We start from the raw sequence: 12,621 nt of genomic DNA, 5'->3' as shown, positions 1-12,621 counted from the left end.
GACGGATGACGGATGACGGATGACGGATGACGGATGACGGATGACGGATGACGGAGAATTATGGAGCGACCCCATAAAAGTAGACAAGCACTTTCTAGCACACTACAAGTCCCGTTCACATTCGCAAACCGATCTATTCTCTAGGCTGCCTTAAATTGTTAAGTTCAACTGGCTGATTCCCCCACTCGCCGGCGCTACATTAAAAAGCTATGCACGTCACCTGCGCCAGTATCCAGTAAATAATTCTCTGGACTTATATAAAGACCCTCTTCATCGCCGGGCCAGAACAGATACTGCTGCCTAAAGTGTATAGAAATATACGGCCAGGACAACCGAGCCCTTCCATAGCGGTTAAAATTTATGCCGGTTGCGAAGACCTTTTATTATAAAAATCACCGCCGGGATCATGCAGGCTGCGCCGACTAAAATATACACGATGCCGTCTTGTTCAAAGCGCAAGTGCTCGGGCAGCAAGTCGACATTGGCGATATGCATTGCCATGCCTAGCCCGATTAAGATGCAACCGATCATGTCTAACACTAAAAGATGTAGCGGTAATTTCACGAGTGGAGTCCTTGTCATTGACGTTTGGAATGTTTTTCCCAGTTTTCCTGGCGTTTTTTCTCGCTTTTTTTAAGCAGTATATAGGTGGCGCCGCTAGCGCCGTGGTGTTTTTGCGCGGAGTGAAACGCGAGCACCTCGTCGATGCAGGGCAGCCAATTGGCAACGCAACTTTTTAACAGCGCCGGCTGCTCGCGGCCCTCGCCTTTGCCGTGGGTAATAAGCGCGCAGCGAATATCGTGCTCCATGCAGTCGCGAATAAACTGAAACAGCGCCGAGCGGGCTTGCTCGACCGTCATGCGATGCAAATCGAGGCGGGCATCAATATTGTATTTACCCAGCCGCAAATTCTTATAAACCCCATGCTGCACACCGTCGCGGCGAAAGTCGAGAACATCCAACGGCCCTACTGGGTCAATATGATCGGCGCTTAAAAAATTGGTGTCTTGCTCGGTAATGGCCTGGGCGGCGGCACGCCGTTGCTTTAGCGTATCGTCGGTGGCGCGCTGGCTTTTTAAGGCAACCTTGGGGCTAACCTTCAAGCGCTGTACGTCTTGCATTTGCTGGCGGAATAATTCGTCGTCACTCATGGCGGCCGTTACATCGTTGTTCGCGTAGAGCGCTCATTATGCCAGTTTGCAGAGGGCGGGGAAAACGCCTTGCAGGCTATAAACAAACCCGCAAGGCGTTAAAGAGCGCTAACGGTTAACGCGGTTGCCGATCAAATCATCCACGACGCCGGGGTCGGCGAGGGTTGAGGTATCACCTAAGCTGTCTAGCTCGTTGGCGGCAATTTTGCGCAAAATACGACGCATGATTTTACCCGAGCGGGTTTTGGGTAGCCCTGGCGCCCACTGGATAATATCGGGCTTGGCAATGGCGCCAATCTCTTGTACGCACTGCTGTATCAAGGCTTTTTTAAGCTCGTCGCTGGGCTCGGCGCCCTCCATTAAGGTGACGTAGGCGTAAATACCTTGGCCCTTAATGTCGTGCGGGTAACCCACCACGGCGGCCTCGGCCACTTGCTCGTGCAGCACCAACGCACTCTCGACCTCGGCGGTACCCATGCGGTGGCCCGATACGTTCAGTACGTCATCCACGCGGCCGGTAATCCAGTAGTAACCATCGACATCGCGCCGGGCGCCGTCACCGGTAAAGTAGTAACCGGGGTAGGTGGAGTAGTAAGTATCGATACAACGCTGGTGGTCGCCATACACGGTGCGCAACTGGCTGGGCCAGCTGGCTTTAATCGCCAAGCTGCCTTCGCCAGCGCCTTCGACTTCGTTACCCTCAGCATCCAGCAGCACCGGCTGCACGCCAAAAAACGGCACGGTACACGAGCCGGGCTTGAGGTCGATAGCGCCCGGTAGCGGTGTCATCATGTGGGCGCCGGTTTCGGTTTGCCACCAGGTGTCCATAATCGGGCTGCGCTCGTCGCCCACCACACGGTAGTACCACTCCCACGCTTCGGGGTTAATGGGCTCGCCCACGCTGCCCAAAATACGCAAGGATTTACGCGAGGTACGGGTGACAAACTCATCGCCCGCGCCCATTAGTGCGCGCACAGCAGTAGGGGCGGTGTAAAAACTGTTAACGCCGTGTTTATCGACCACTTGCCAGCAGCGCGAGGCATCTGGGTAGGTAGGCACACCTTCAAACATTAAGCTGGTGGCGCCGTTGGCCAAGGGGCCATAAACGATATAACTGTGACCGGTAACCCAGCCGACATCGGCGGTGCACCAGTAGACTTCGCCCTCGCGGTAATCAAACACGTATTTGTGGGTCATAGCCGCTTGTAGCAAGTAGCCGCCAGTGGTGTGCAGCACACCTTTGGGCTGGCCGGTTGAGCCGGAGGTGTACAAAATAAACAGCGGGTCTTCGGCGTCCATCCACTCGGGCTCACACTGCTCGGGGGCGGCTTCTACGGCGTCGCGATACCAGATATCGCGTTTGCCATTCCAATCTATATCGCCGCCAGTGCGTTTAACCACCAAGCAGGTGTGCACATTGGGGCAGTTTGCCAAGGCTTTATCGGCATTGGCTTTAAGCGGGACTTTTTTACCGCCGCGTAAACCTTCATCGGCAGTAATCAGTACTTGGCAATCGGCATCGTTAATGCGGTCTTTTAGGGCATCGGGCGAGAAGCCGCCAAACACCACCGAGTGCACAGCACCAATACGGGTACAGGCGAGCATCGCGTAGCAGGCCTCGGGGATCATGGGCATATACAGACAAACCCGATCGCCTTTTTTAACGCCGCGCTCGCGCAGCACGTTAGCCAAACGGCACACTTCGGTGTGCAATTGCTGATAGCTGATCAGCTGGTCGTCCGCCGGGTCGTCGCCTTCCCAAATAATCGCGGTTTGCTCGGCGCGCTTGGCCAAGTGGCGATCAATGCAGTTGACGCTGACGTTAAGCTTGCCGCCCAAAAACCACGCCACTTCGCCGCGGTTTAAATCGCTTTTGCTGACGGTGTGCCATTTTTGCTGCCAGGTGAGAAACTCCTCGGCCTGCTCGGCCCAGAAGGTGTCCGGATCTTCAACCGACTGCCGGTAAAGCGCCTGATAACGGTCTTTATCGATCAGGGCGTCGCGTTTTAGCTCAGCCGGTACGGGGTAAACTTGCTCGGTCATACACATAATCTCCGCGCGTGAGTACTGTTATTCTGTTGTCGCTAGAGCTTAACAGCCCTCCGCCGCTTTCGCCAGAGACAACGTTGTCTTTATGGCAAAATCACACATTTAAAATAAGTGCGCCTCTTATTGCTTGACTAGATAGTGTGGGAAAGTTCACAGATGCCCAGAATTGTTTGCGCTATCATCATCAGAAATTAAAAACATACCATTAAAATATGGGATTAACTGCGTCGCCAATAATTTCAAACCCAATTGATAGCGCAACCAAATGGAAATATGCCGGACGGAGACTCATAATGCGGCGATTAATGATTACAGGAATATGCACCCTGACCCTTAGTGCTTGCGGCGGTTCATCTGATGGCGAGAGTATCGACACTCCCAGCCCAGCGGCCAACATCAACAGCTCGACGGCGCAAGAGGCCAGCTCCTCTACTGCGAGCATTGGTAACAGCTCTAGCAGCTCTCGTAGTAGCGTACCGGCTTCCTCAAGCGCCAGTATTGCCGACACATCTAGCAGTAGCGCCCCAGCCCTCTCGAGTGCCAGCTCAAGCAACTCGGTTATCGCATCGTCATCAACACCGAGCGCGAGTGAGCCCTCGGCCCCGTCAAGCAGTAGCGTTACAAGTACACCGATTGCCAGCCGCTCATCGAGTACACCAAACACTGGAGCAGGGTCGTCCGTTAAATCGAGCTCTAGTGTAGCGCCTGTCGCACAGGCGTCGGGCAACAGTGCTTGTGATATAACGCCAGGGGTCGTGGCACAACCAGAGGCACCGTTACCAAGCTTTAACAATAGCGCCAACCATCATCACACGCCGTCAAAAATGGCCGAGCACCAAGCGGCGCTAAACCTTGTCGCCTACGAGGATGCTACGCATGCCGCGATTACCAGCGGCGACTGGTGCGATGCCAGCATTTGGCACAATAAAGCCGTACCGGGTGATGGCGCACGGGTTGTGATTCCCCATAACACGCAGGTAAGCTACGCGCTGCAAGATACCGCGCGCCTGCATACCCTGCGAGTTGATGGCGAGCTAAATTTTGCCACCAATACCGACACCCGTATGACGCTGGACACCTTACTGGTCGACCCACGCGGCACACTAACCATCGGCACCTCAAACACCCCTGTAGCACGGGATGTAATGGCCGAGATTATCATCGCTGACAATGGCGATATCGATGTGGATTGGGACCCCATGCTACTGAGCCGCGGTGTTGTGATTCACGGCACGGCCAGCATACATGGCGCACCGAAAACCTCTCACCTCAAGCTTGATAGCGAAGCTCGCGCCAGCGACTCGGTTTTAACCATGGCCAGCAGGCCAAGCAACTGGCAAATCGGCGACACTTTGGTCATTAGTGGCACCCATTTTTCGGGCTGGAAGTGGGACAACAGTATTCGTGCGACTCGCTACTACGGCACTGAAGACGAAGTGCGTACCATCACCCGTATTAACGGCAGCAACATTACCCTTAACGCGCCGCTTAACTACAACCACCTAAGCCCACGCTCAGACTTGGCCGCCAGCGTTGGAAACTTTAGTCGTAATATTCGAATCGCCTCTGAAGGGGGTGCGAGTTTACCGCCACACCAGCGTGGCCACGTAATGTTTATGCACAACGACGATATCGACGTGCGTTATGCAGAATTTTTTGAGCTGGGCCGCACCGATAAATCCAAAACTAACCTAGAAGCCATCGACCTTAGCACCCCGCGCGCCAACAGCAATGTACGCGGACGCTACAGCTTTCACTTTCACCGCGCTGGCACCAGCAACCAAGATCACCCTGCCATCGGTGTAGGCAATGCAGTTTTTGGCTCGCCGGGTTGGGGCTACGTTCATCATGACAGCCACGCCGTGCTGCACGATAACGTCAGCTTTAATACCTTTGGCGCCGGCTTTGTGGCTGAAACTGGCAACGAAACCGGCGTGTGGACCAACAACTTAGCCATCAAAGCCGAGGGCGTGAGCGGCGCCCTTAACCCTAAAAACAATAACGATATTTACAACTACGACATTGCCAGAAGCGGCGATGGGTTTTGGTTTCAAGGTCGGTTAGTGGGCTCAGTGGGTAATATTGCCGCCAGTGTGAATCGCGGTTTTACCTATTTTCATCGCGATCACAGCGGCACCATGATTAATATTCCGCCCGCTCGCTTTATGATGCCCCAGGCCCTAGGGCTTGCCCGCGACTCAGGTGCGGATGACATCCCGATTCGTCACTTTCATAACAATGAGGCCTACGCCAGCACGACCGGCGTGTTTGTCGTTAAAGCCAACCCCAAGCAAGGGCACGACATTAATACCGTTATGAGTAACTTTACCGCCTGGGAGGTACAAACCGGCGCATCGATTGAATACACCGCACACTATCTGCTGCGTGACTTTGATGTTATCGGCCTCACCTCAGAGCCTTTTCGCCGCCCGCAGACGGGGATTGAGTTTGGTAGAAACACCACCGATATGGTGGTACGCGGCGCGAAAATTCAGGGCTTTGCCACCGGTATTGACCTAGAAAAAGATCAAGTTAACGATGCGGACTTGGGTAAAGACCAATTTGTCGTGATTGACGCCCAGATGACAAATGTTGATGCGGAGTATCTGAATCGCGATGACACCGACTTGATCATTACTGATGCCGACTTGGTGCCCGGTCGCTTCGCCATTGATTTGGAGCAAGGCGATGACAATGACCATTTTGAGTATACGGACCCGGCCACCACCGCAGGCACCGGCGTGAGCTACAGCGGTACAAAAACCGACAGTATCGGCGAAACCCCACTGCCAAGCGGCAGCGATAGCTTTGGCACGGACAGCAAAAACATGATCGCCATCGTTAAAGATAAAGGATACTACCGCACCGCGGAGGGCGATGCTTACACTGTGGTTGAGGAATATTACAGCGACCGCGCCACCGGTGATGTGCACATGCGCGGCCTTAAGACCTATTTGGGGCCCGACGTAGACAGCATGCTGGGCAATCAATATTTTGCATGGCGCGACGCTAAATACATCGGCAGTATCGATTTAGACAACCAAGCCCCGACCGCGCGTGATGACACGGCCTCCGTGGCAGTCAATCGTCAGGTACGCATAGCGGTTATTAGCAACGACTCAGACCCTGAAGGTGACAGCCTACGCATCAATGAAGTAGTCCATCCGGTAAATGGCCGCGTTAAAAAAGGCGCAAAGCAAATCACCTACACTCCGAATATAGATTTTCGGGGTACCGACACGTTTCATTACTTTGTGAGCGATGGGCAGGGAAACTTTAGTCGTGCCGAGGTGGTGGTGACGGTCAACTGATCATCACCACCTAGCGCTTTATTACACCAACTGCATCGGGATCGTATTGGTGGTGCGCTCGACACGGTTGGATTCATCTAAGTACACCAGGCGGGGCTTGTAACCTTCAAGTTCATCTTGGTTGTACTGGGCATACGCACCAATAATCACCCGGTCACCTACCTGCACTTTACGCGCGGCGGCGCCGTTCATCGAGATAGTGCCCGAGCCGGGCTCGGCCAAAATCACGTAGGTGGTAAAGCGCTCACCATTGTTAACGTTGTAAATATCAATTTGTTCAAACTCGCGCAAACCGGCCAGTTCAACCAAATCAGCATCGATGGCGCAGGAGCCGTCGTACCACAGCTCTGCCTGAGTGACGGCGGCCATGTGGAGTTTGCCTTTGAGCATGGTAGAGAGCATGTGCCCCTCCTGTTTCTATCAATGAGCTGCCTGATTGCTGCTATTTAACAGCCGCCGATCGCTCGGCGCGGCCTTCAATCTATCGCTTAGACAAGCTCTAGCGACAGATTATCAATCAATCGGGCGCTTTCGGTGTACATGGCGCCTAATACGGTAATTTCGGTGTCATCGTGCGCCGCCGGCTTTAGCGTGCGGCTGTTGCAGATCTCAAGGTAGTCGACCTTAAAGCCCGCCTCGGTAATCTGTATTTTACCGGCCTCGGCCAGTGCAATAAAGTCCCGCTGGCCGGCTTTAATTTGCTCGCTCACCCAGCTCAGCGTGCGGTACAGCTGGCTAACCCGGGGCCGCTCGGCCTCGGCAATAAAACCATTGCGGGAGCTAAGCGCCAGGCCATCGGGCTCGCGGTAGATCTCACCAGCGCTGATTTGCACCGGAATGCATAAATCCTCCACCATACGGCGAATCACCGCCAGCTGCTGGTAATCTTTAATGCCAAACACGGCTTCGTCGGGCTGCACAATATTAAACAGCTTAGTGACCACCGTAGTCACCCCTTCAAAATGCCCGGGACGGCTGGCACCGCACAGCACATCGGTCATGGCAGGCACAATCACCCGGGTCTGCTCGTCCATGCCGTTGGGGTAAATTTCGGTTTCGTCGGGGCAAAACAAAAAATCGCAATTAATGCCTTCGAGCTTGGCAGAATCAACCGCCAAGGTGCGCGGATAGCGATCCCAATCTTCGTTTAAACCAAACTGCAAACGGTTAACAAAGATGCTCACCACCACACAATCGCAGGTCTGTTGCGCCTGCTTTACCAGCGCCAGATGGGCGTCGTGTAAATTGCCCATGGTGGGCACAAAGCCAATACGCTTGCCAGCGCGGCGGGCCTCGGCCAGCGCCTCGCGCAAAGAGCGAATATGGTGAAATACCTGCATAGGAAACGAAGCCTCAGTCGCCGTTTACCCGGCGGCGGCTACAACGCGCACTTAGGCCGGGGGCGGGATAATACACGCTCGCGACAGACAAGTACATTTTTTGGACACAATTGCGACCGTGCAAACAGTCCTAAAAAACCTCGGTATCAAGCGGTAAGCGCGTCACCGCATCGCCCACCTGAATCGTACCCGAGCGAACAATCTTGGCGCACAAACCACCATAGCCGTACATCGCCGCCACGCCGCCCTCCCCCAGATTCTCGTTCATCCGCAAGCAAGGGTGACACAAAGCGCCGGGCACAATAATCGCCTCGCCGATTTGCAAGATTTGATGGCGCAGCAAATTAAGGTTCATACCCGACACCACCAAGTTGCGCCGCAGCAACGCCGGGTCGATGCTCTCGCGCCCCATATGGCGACAAATCTGCTCGATAAACTCACGGCTAATAATGGTTACCTGCCGGCCAGAACCACGGGTTTTACGGCAGCGATGGTCGCCCTCAAGCCCCTGCTCGGCCAGCGCCTGCACCGACTCCACCTCGGCGATCTCGCCACGCCGCACCGTGCGCAAACCGATCCAGTCCAGCTGGCCTGGTTTGATGTTAGTGGCAAGTCGATCGAGAATACGCGCCTGTGAGGAGCGCCTAACGCCTGACGCGGGAGGTCTGACAGTGGCGCTATCGGTACTGGTGGGCATGATGGTCACCTGATGTGGGAGGGGTACTGAACAAAATTGTGCGGGCTGGCCGTCGGATCGTCAACAACTGTCATTCTCCCCATGATTCAAGGCTATTTAAAGTGGGGGATTACATGAGGACTGCGCTGTAGAGGAACCTCAAGTAGAGTCATCAGATGGTAAAACCGAGAAATCTAAGCTTTCAATTACCGCTAACTCTGAGGGCAATATGTTTGGACTATACTCACTGGCCTAGCAACGCCGACCAAGGCCAAAAGAATCGCTCGGGGGCCACCCCTTCGCGGGACAACCTACCTTTTACAACAGAATAACGATCAAGCATGAAATTTATAGATGATAGAGATATACCCGGATGCCCATTTGAGTTTGTCAGCCTCCTTACAGAAAAAGGGATATTGGCAAAACATAACTCTGAGTTTCAGAACGCGCGCTTCCATTATATGGAAAAAATGGCATCTGGGTTTTGCTCAATACGCAGTACGAAGATGCGACGATTTTGCTCACCAAAAGCTCTCATAAAGCGAAAGAACCTTTGTCTCCAGATCAGATGAGCATACTGGAGCGCGAAGCCAAGAAGCTTCTATACAGGACATCCAGCAGATTCTTTTCGGTTTTAGCGAAGTGGCTATTCTATATTGTACTTTTGGCGGGCACCGCCTATTTGGGCTTTCACATCATTAAAGCTACATAACAAGTAGCCACCCCTCTCAACCCCAGCGATCGTACACACGGAGGCGTACCATTGGCAGCGCCAGTGCGAGCTGCAAAAACCCAGCAGAATCACACCTCTGCGCCAGACTTACTACATATAGGTAAAATGCACGATCGCGCCCACGGAGGGGCGCCATTGGCAGCGCCAATGCGAGCCGTTTCAATCCAAGCAAAGCCGCGCCTTTGAGCCGGATTTAACCGGCGACGTCACAAAAAATACACGGACGTATTTTTTGTGACAATAGGTTAATAGCCATCATCCTGCTGCGAGAAATACTCCGCCGCCAAATTATCAAAGCGAGTGTATTTACCCACAAACGCGGCGCGTACGGTGCCCACCTCACCGTTACGTTGCTTGCCCACAATAAGCTCGGAGACGCCTTTCTCGGCACTGTCTTCGTTGTAATATTCGTCGCGGTAGATAAACAAAATTACGTCGGCGTCCTGCTCGATGGCGCCCGATTCACGCAAGTCGGAGTTCATGGGGCGCTTGTTGGGGCGCTGCTCGACACTCCGGTTAAGCTGCGATAACGCAATTACCGGACAATCAAATTCTTTAGCCAAGGCTTTTAGGGCCCGGGAGATTTCCGAGATCTCTTGGGTACGTCCCTCGCTGGCACCGGCCACCTGCATCAGCTGCAGGTAGTCGACCATAATCATACCGGGGTTGCCGTGCTCGCGGGCAACACGGCGGGTGCGAGCACGCATCTCCTGCGGAGTTAAGCCGGGCGTGTCGTCGATAAACAGCAGCTTATCTTTCATTTTGCTCACAGCGGTCGAGAGCTTGGGCCAATCTTCTTCGGTGAGTTTACCGTTGCGCATATGCCCCTGATCGATACGCCCGATGGACGACATCATCCGCATCACCAGCGCAGCCGAGGGCATCTCCATACTGAACACCAGTACCGGTTTGGGCTGAGTAAAAATCGCCGCTTCGACAAAGTTTAGCGCCAGGGCGGTTTTCCCCATCGATGGCCGCGCCGCCAAGATCACCAACTCGCCGGGCTGCCAGCCCGAGGTTTTACCGTCTAAGTCGGTTAACCCGGTGGTAACCCCGGTTACGTCATCGCCGGAGCGAAACAGCTCGTCGATACGTTCAACCGACTCTTTGAGCAAGCCGTTGACCTCTCGCAGGCCACCCTCTTTGGGGCGGTCTTCGGCAATCTGCGCGACGCGCTTTTCGGCCATTTGCAGCAGGTCGTCGGAATCTAACCCGGCGGGGTTGTAGCTCGACTGGCTAATCTCTTGCGCGGCGACAATCAGCTGGCGCAAGGTGGAGCGCTCACGCACAATGCGGGCGTAAGCGGTGATGTTAGCGGCACTTGGGGTGTTGGCGGCCAGCTCGACCAAATAGCCCAAGCCACCGGCGCGCTCTAATTCGCCGTGACGTTCCAGCGCCTCGGACAAGGTCACCGCATCCAGCGGTTGCTCGTCTTCTTGCAGGGCCACCATCATCTTTAAAATCAGCCGGTGGTCTTCACGGTAAAAATCGACCTCCGAGGCAATTTCTAACACCGCGTCCAAGCGGCTGTTGTCTAGCATCAAGCCACCCAGCACCGACTGTTCGGCCTCTACCGACGTGGGCAATATGGGCGCCCCCTGAGCTTGGGTGGGTTCGCGGTAGTGGGCGGTGGCGTCGCTGGGCATAGAGCAGAGATCCAAACGTATCCGTTGATAAAGGTTATTTTGTGGGCAAAAAAAACGGGCACCACAACAACCGATTAAGGTTGTCGATAGTGCCCGAATTTTATCGCTTTGTCAGCGTGTGTAAGCGCTTACCTAACGGTAACGATTACTCAGCAATAACCGCGAGTTTTACCGCCTGAAGGATTTCGGCGTGAACTTGTACGTCAATGTCGTACTCGCCCAACTCACGAATCGCACCTTCTGGCAAACGCACTTCGGCCTTAACAACCTCGACGCCAGCCGCGGTGATCGCTTCGGCGATGTCGCGAGTACCAATAGAACCGAACAGCTTGCCTTCATCGCCAGCGTTAGCTTCGATGGTGACAGACAGTTCAGCCAGCTTATCAGCGCGAACTTGTGCTTGTGCTTTTTTCTCTTCAGCAGCGGCTTCGAGCTCAGCGCGACGCGCTTCAAACTCAGCAACATTTGATGCAGTGGCAGGAATAGCCTTGCCTTGTGGAACCAGGAAGTTGCGACCGAAGCCGGCTTTAACACTGACTTTATCGCCAATGGCACCCAGTTTACCCACTTTCTCGAGCAGAATAACTTCCATCTCGTTTACCCTCTACGTTTAATTACCTGCGCGGTGGCTATGCCTTAGGCCTAAGCCGACCGCGAAAATTCAACCACGTGTCGCAAAATGCGACGATGACTAACAGTGCTGTTAACGGCTGCAGCACCACCATTGCGATATACAACATTATCAACCACTGCACGCCCATGCCTCGCGCTGCAATTACAGCGTGAATCAAAGCGATACCGGCAAACAGCAAAGGCTGGGCAAAAACCAACACCCACATGCCTGTGCCCTCGCCTTGCCAGTAGCAGTAAGCTACCGCCAAAGCGCATACCGTTGCCGGCAATGGCGCAAAGCGCAAAGCGCGAAACTCTGCGGCAAACCCACCGGGGTTATACAGCAGCGATTGCCACCAGCGGGCCAGTATCAGCCCCAATGCGCCACTTAAAGTGGTCATCGCGGCCATTAGCGCCAACACTAAGGTTGTGTCGGGCTCTGGCAAACCCAGCGGCTGATCAGACTGCGCCTGAAGCTGATTAAACAGCTCAGTACACAGCACCAGCATATTGGCAACCGCCTCTGGCATTAGCAGCGCCAGCAGTAATGCACCTAGCGTGTTGCAGGCCACAAGGGCCATTAACGCGTATTGCCACAGTGCCGAGCGGCGCAGTATGGCCGCGGCCACACAAACACTGACAACACCGGTTACCGCTAGCAGCGCACTTTGTTGCTGCATCACCAGCAAAACAATCGCTGGTAATATCGCCCAGAGTAGGATTAGCGCGCCATTGGCGGCTCCGCGTCTGAGCGTTACGAGTGCAACAGTGGCGGGTCCCAGCAATGGGATCCAGTGCCCTATCAGGGCAACTATTGCAGCCTGAGTGCGACCGCGCATAATAAATTCAGCGAGCGCACGCACAAGTCAGTCTCTTACTCGTGGCTGTCCGTGTACGGCAGCAGAGCCAAATAACGCGCGCGCTTAACAGCAGTAGCAAGCTGACGCTGGTATTTCGCTTTTGTACCTGTGATACGGCTAGGTACGATTTTGCCAGTTTCAGTGATGTAGGCTTTCAAGGTTTCCAGATCTTTGTAATCGATCTGCTTGGTGCCTTCAGCGGTAAAACGACAGAACTTACGACGGCGGAAAAATCGAGCCATT

At 54.3% G+C, this 12,621-nt stretch carries 12 protein-coding genes; 1 reads left to right on the top strand and 11 read right to left on the bottom strand.

Annotation, left to right across the window (positions count from 1 at the left end; translation table 11 throughout):
* Nucleotides 1-351 precede the first annotated feature (351 nt).
* The 4 genes from AACY82_RS12350 to AACY82_RS12335 all read right to left on the bottom strand — a co-directional run bounded on the left by AACY82_RS12350 (nucleotide 352) and on the right by AACY82_RS12335 (nucleotide 3,993).
* The gene (locus AACY82_RS12350; RefSeq protein ID WP_339617130.1) at nucleotides 352-564 is read right to left on the bottom strand and encodes a DUF1418 family protein; all 213 of its coding nucleotides are present in this window, start codon (nucleotides 562-564) and stop codon (nucleotides 352-354) included.
* 14 nt (nucleotides 565-578) lie between these two features.
* Nucleotides 579-1,151 (bottom strand): DNA endonuclease SmrA, encoded by a 573-nt coding sequence (smrA, locus tag AACY82_RS12345; protein WP_339617129.1) that lies wholly within the window; start codon nucleotides 1,149-1,151, stop codon nucleotides 579-581.
* Between the two features lie 108 nt (nucleotides 1,152-1,259).
* Complete coding sequence (gene acs / locus AACY82_RS12340) at nucleotides 1,260-3,194, bottom strand: acetate--CoA ligase (RefSeq protein ID WP_339617128.1); 1,935 nt, start codon at nucleotides 3,192-3,194, stop codon at nucleotides 1,260-1,262.
* Between the two features lie 211 nt (nucleotides 3,195-3,405).
* Nucleotides 3,406-3,993 carry a hypothetical protein gene (locus tag AACY82_RS12335; RefSeq protein WP_339617127.1) on the bottom strand — a complete coding sequence of 196 codons (588 nt, stop codon included), beginning with the start codon at nucleotides 3,991-3,993 and terminating at the stop codon, nucleotides 3,406-3,408.
* On the opposite strand from AACY82_RS12335, the gene AACY82_RS12330 reads away from it, so the two are divergent.
* On the top strand, nucleotides 3,956-6,511 hold the full coding sequence (locus tag AACY82_RS12330; protein ID WP_339617126.1) for a G8 domain-containing protein: 2,556 nt from the start codon (nucleotides 3,956-3,958) through the stop codon (nucleotides 6,509-6,511). The genes AACY82_RS12335 and AACY82_RS12330 overlap by 38 nt on opposite strands.
* Nucleotides 6,512-6,532: 21 nt before the next feature.
* Here AACY82_RS12330 and panD read toward each other — a convergent pair whose 3' ends face one another.
* The 7 genes from panD to rpsR all read right to left on the bottom strand — a co-directional run bounded on the left by panD (nucleotide 6,533) and on the right by rpsR (nucleotide 12,620).
* On the bottom strand, nucleotides 6,533-6,913 hold the full coding sequence (gene panD / locus AACY82_RS12325; protein WP_339617125.1) for an aspartate 1-decarboxylase: 381 nt from the start codon (nucleotides 6,911-6,913) through the stop codon (nucleotides 6,533-6,535).
* 86 nt (nucleotides 6,914-6,999) lie between these two features.
* Nucleotides 7,000-7,851: a pantoate--beta-alanine ligase gene (gene panC, locus AACY82_RS12320; RefSeq protein ID WP_339617124.1), complete on the bottom strand. Its 852-nt coding sequence runs from the start codon at nucleotides 7,849-7,851 to the stop codon at nucleotides 7,000-7,002.
* 130 nt (nucleotides 7,852-7,981) lie between these two features.
* A complete protein-coding gene (locus AACY82_RS12315) occupies nucleotides 7,982-8,548 on the bottom strand; it encodes an MOSC domain-containing protein (RefSeq protein WP_339617123.1) in 567 nt (188 codons plus the stop codon).
* 957 nt (nucleotides 8,549-9,505) lie between these two features.
* Entirely contained in the window at nucleotides 9,506-10,906 is a 1,401-nt protein-coding gene (gene dnaB / locus AACY82_RS12310) for a replicative DNA helicase (RefSeq protein WP_339617122.1), read from the bottom strand.
* A 145-nt stretch (nucleotides 10,907-11,051) separates the two neighbouring features.
* Nucleotides 11,052-11,498, bottom strand: coding sequence for a 50S ribosomal protein L9 (gene rplI, locus AACY82_RS12305; protein WP_339617121.1), 447 nt, complete (start codon nucleotides 11,496-11,498; stop codon nucleotides 11,052-11,054).
* A 37-nt stretch (nucleotides 11,499-11,535) separates the two neighbouring features.
* Nucleotides 11,536-12,381 carry a hypothetical protein gene (locus AACY82_RS12300; RefSeq protein ID WP_339617120.1) on the bottom strand — a complete coding sequence of 282 codons (846 nt, stop codon included), beginning with the start codon at nucleotides 12,379-12,381 and terminating at the stop codon, nucleotides 11,536-11,538.
* An 11-nt stretch (nucleotides 12,382-12,392) separates the two neighbouring features.
* A complete protein-coding gene (gene rpsR, locus AACY82_RS12295; protein WP_041522229.1) occupies nucleotides 12,393-12,620 on the bottom strand; it encodes a 30S ribosomal protein S18 in 228 nt (75 codons plus the stop codon).
* Nucleotide 12,621: the final 1 nt, after the last annotated feature.

Origin of the sequence: uncultured Gilvimarinus sp. (assembly GCF_963972205.1) — a bacterium.
Taxonomy (GTDB): Bacteria; Pseudomonadota; Gammaproteobacteria; order Pseudomonadales; family Cellvibrionaceae; genus Gilvimarinus; species Gilvimarinus japonicus.
Note: the sequence above shows the minus strand (reverse complement) of the source record. Positions and strands in the feature narration are given on the sequence as shown.

What these genes read in the sequence shown, in the direction of transcription:
- dnaB (WP_339617122.1), bottom strand. Translation starts at nt 10,906, where the DNA reads ATGCCCAGCGACGCCACCGCCCACTACCGCGAACCCACCCAAGCTCAG.
- panC (WP_339617124.1), bottom strand. Translation starts at nt 7,851, where the DNA reads ATGCAGGTATTTCACCATATTCGCTCTTTGCGCGAGGCGCTGGCCGAG.
- rpsR (WP_041522229.1), bottom strand. Translation starts at nt 12,620, where the DNA reads ATGGCTCGATTTTTCCGCCGTCGTAAGTTCTGTCGTTTTACCGCTGAA.
- panD (WP_339617125.1), bottom strand. Translation starts at nt 6,913, where the DNA reads ATGCTCTCTACCATGCTCAAAGGCAAACTCCACATGGCCGCCGTCACT.
- acs (WP_339617128.1), bottom strand. Translation starts at nt 3,194, where the DNA reads ATGACCGAGCAAGTTTACCCCGTACCGGCTGAGCTAAAACGCGACGCC.
- AACY82_RS12315 (WP_339617123.1), bottom strand. Translation starts at nt 8,548, where the DNA reads ATGCCCACCAGTACCGATAGCGCCACTGTCAGACCTCCCGCGTCAGGC.
- smrA (WP_339617129.1), bottom strand. Translation starts at nt 1,151, where the DNA reads ATGAGTGACGACGAATTATTCCGCCAGCAAATGCAAGACGTACAGCGC.
- rplI (WP_339617121.1), bottom strand. Translation starts at nt 11,498, where the DNA reads ATGGAAGTTATTCTGCTCGAGAAAGTGGGTAAACTGGGTGCCATTGGC.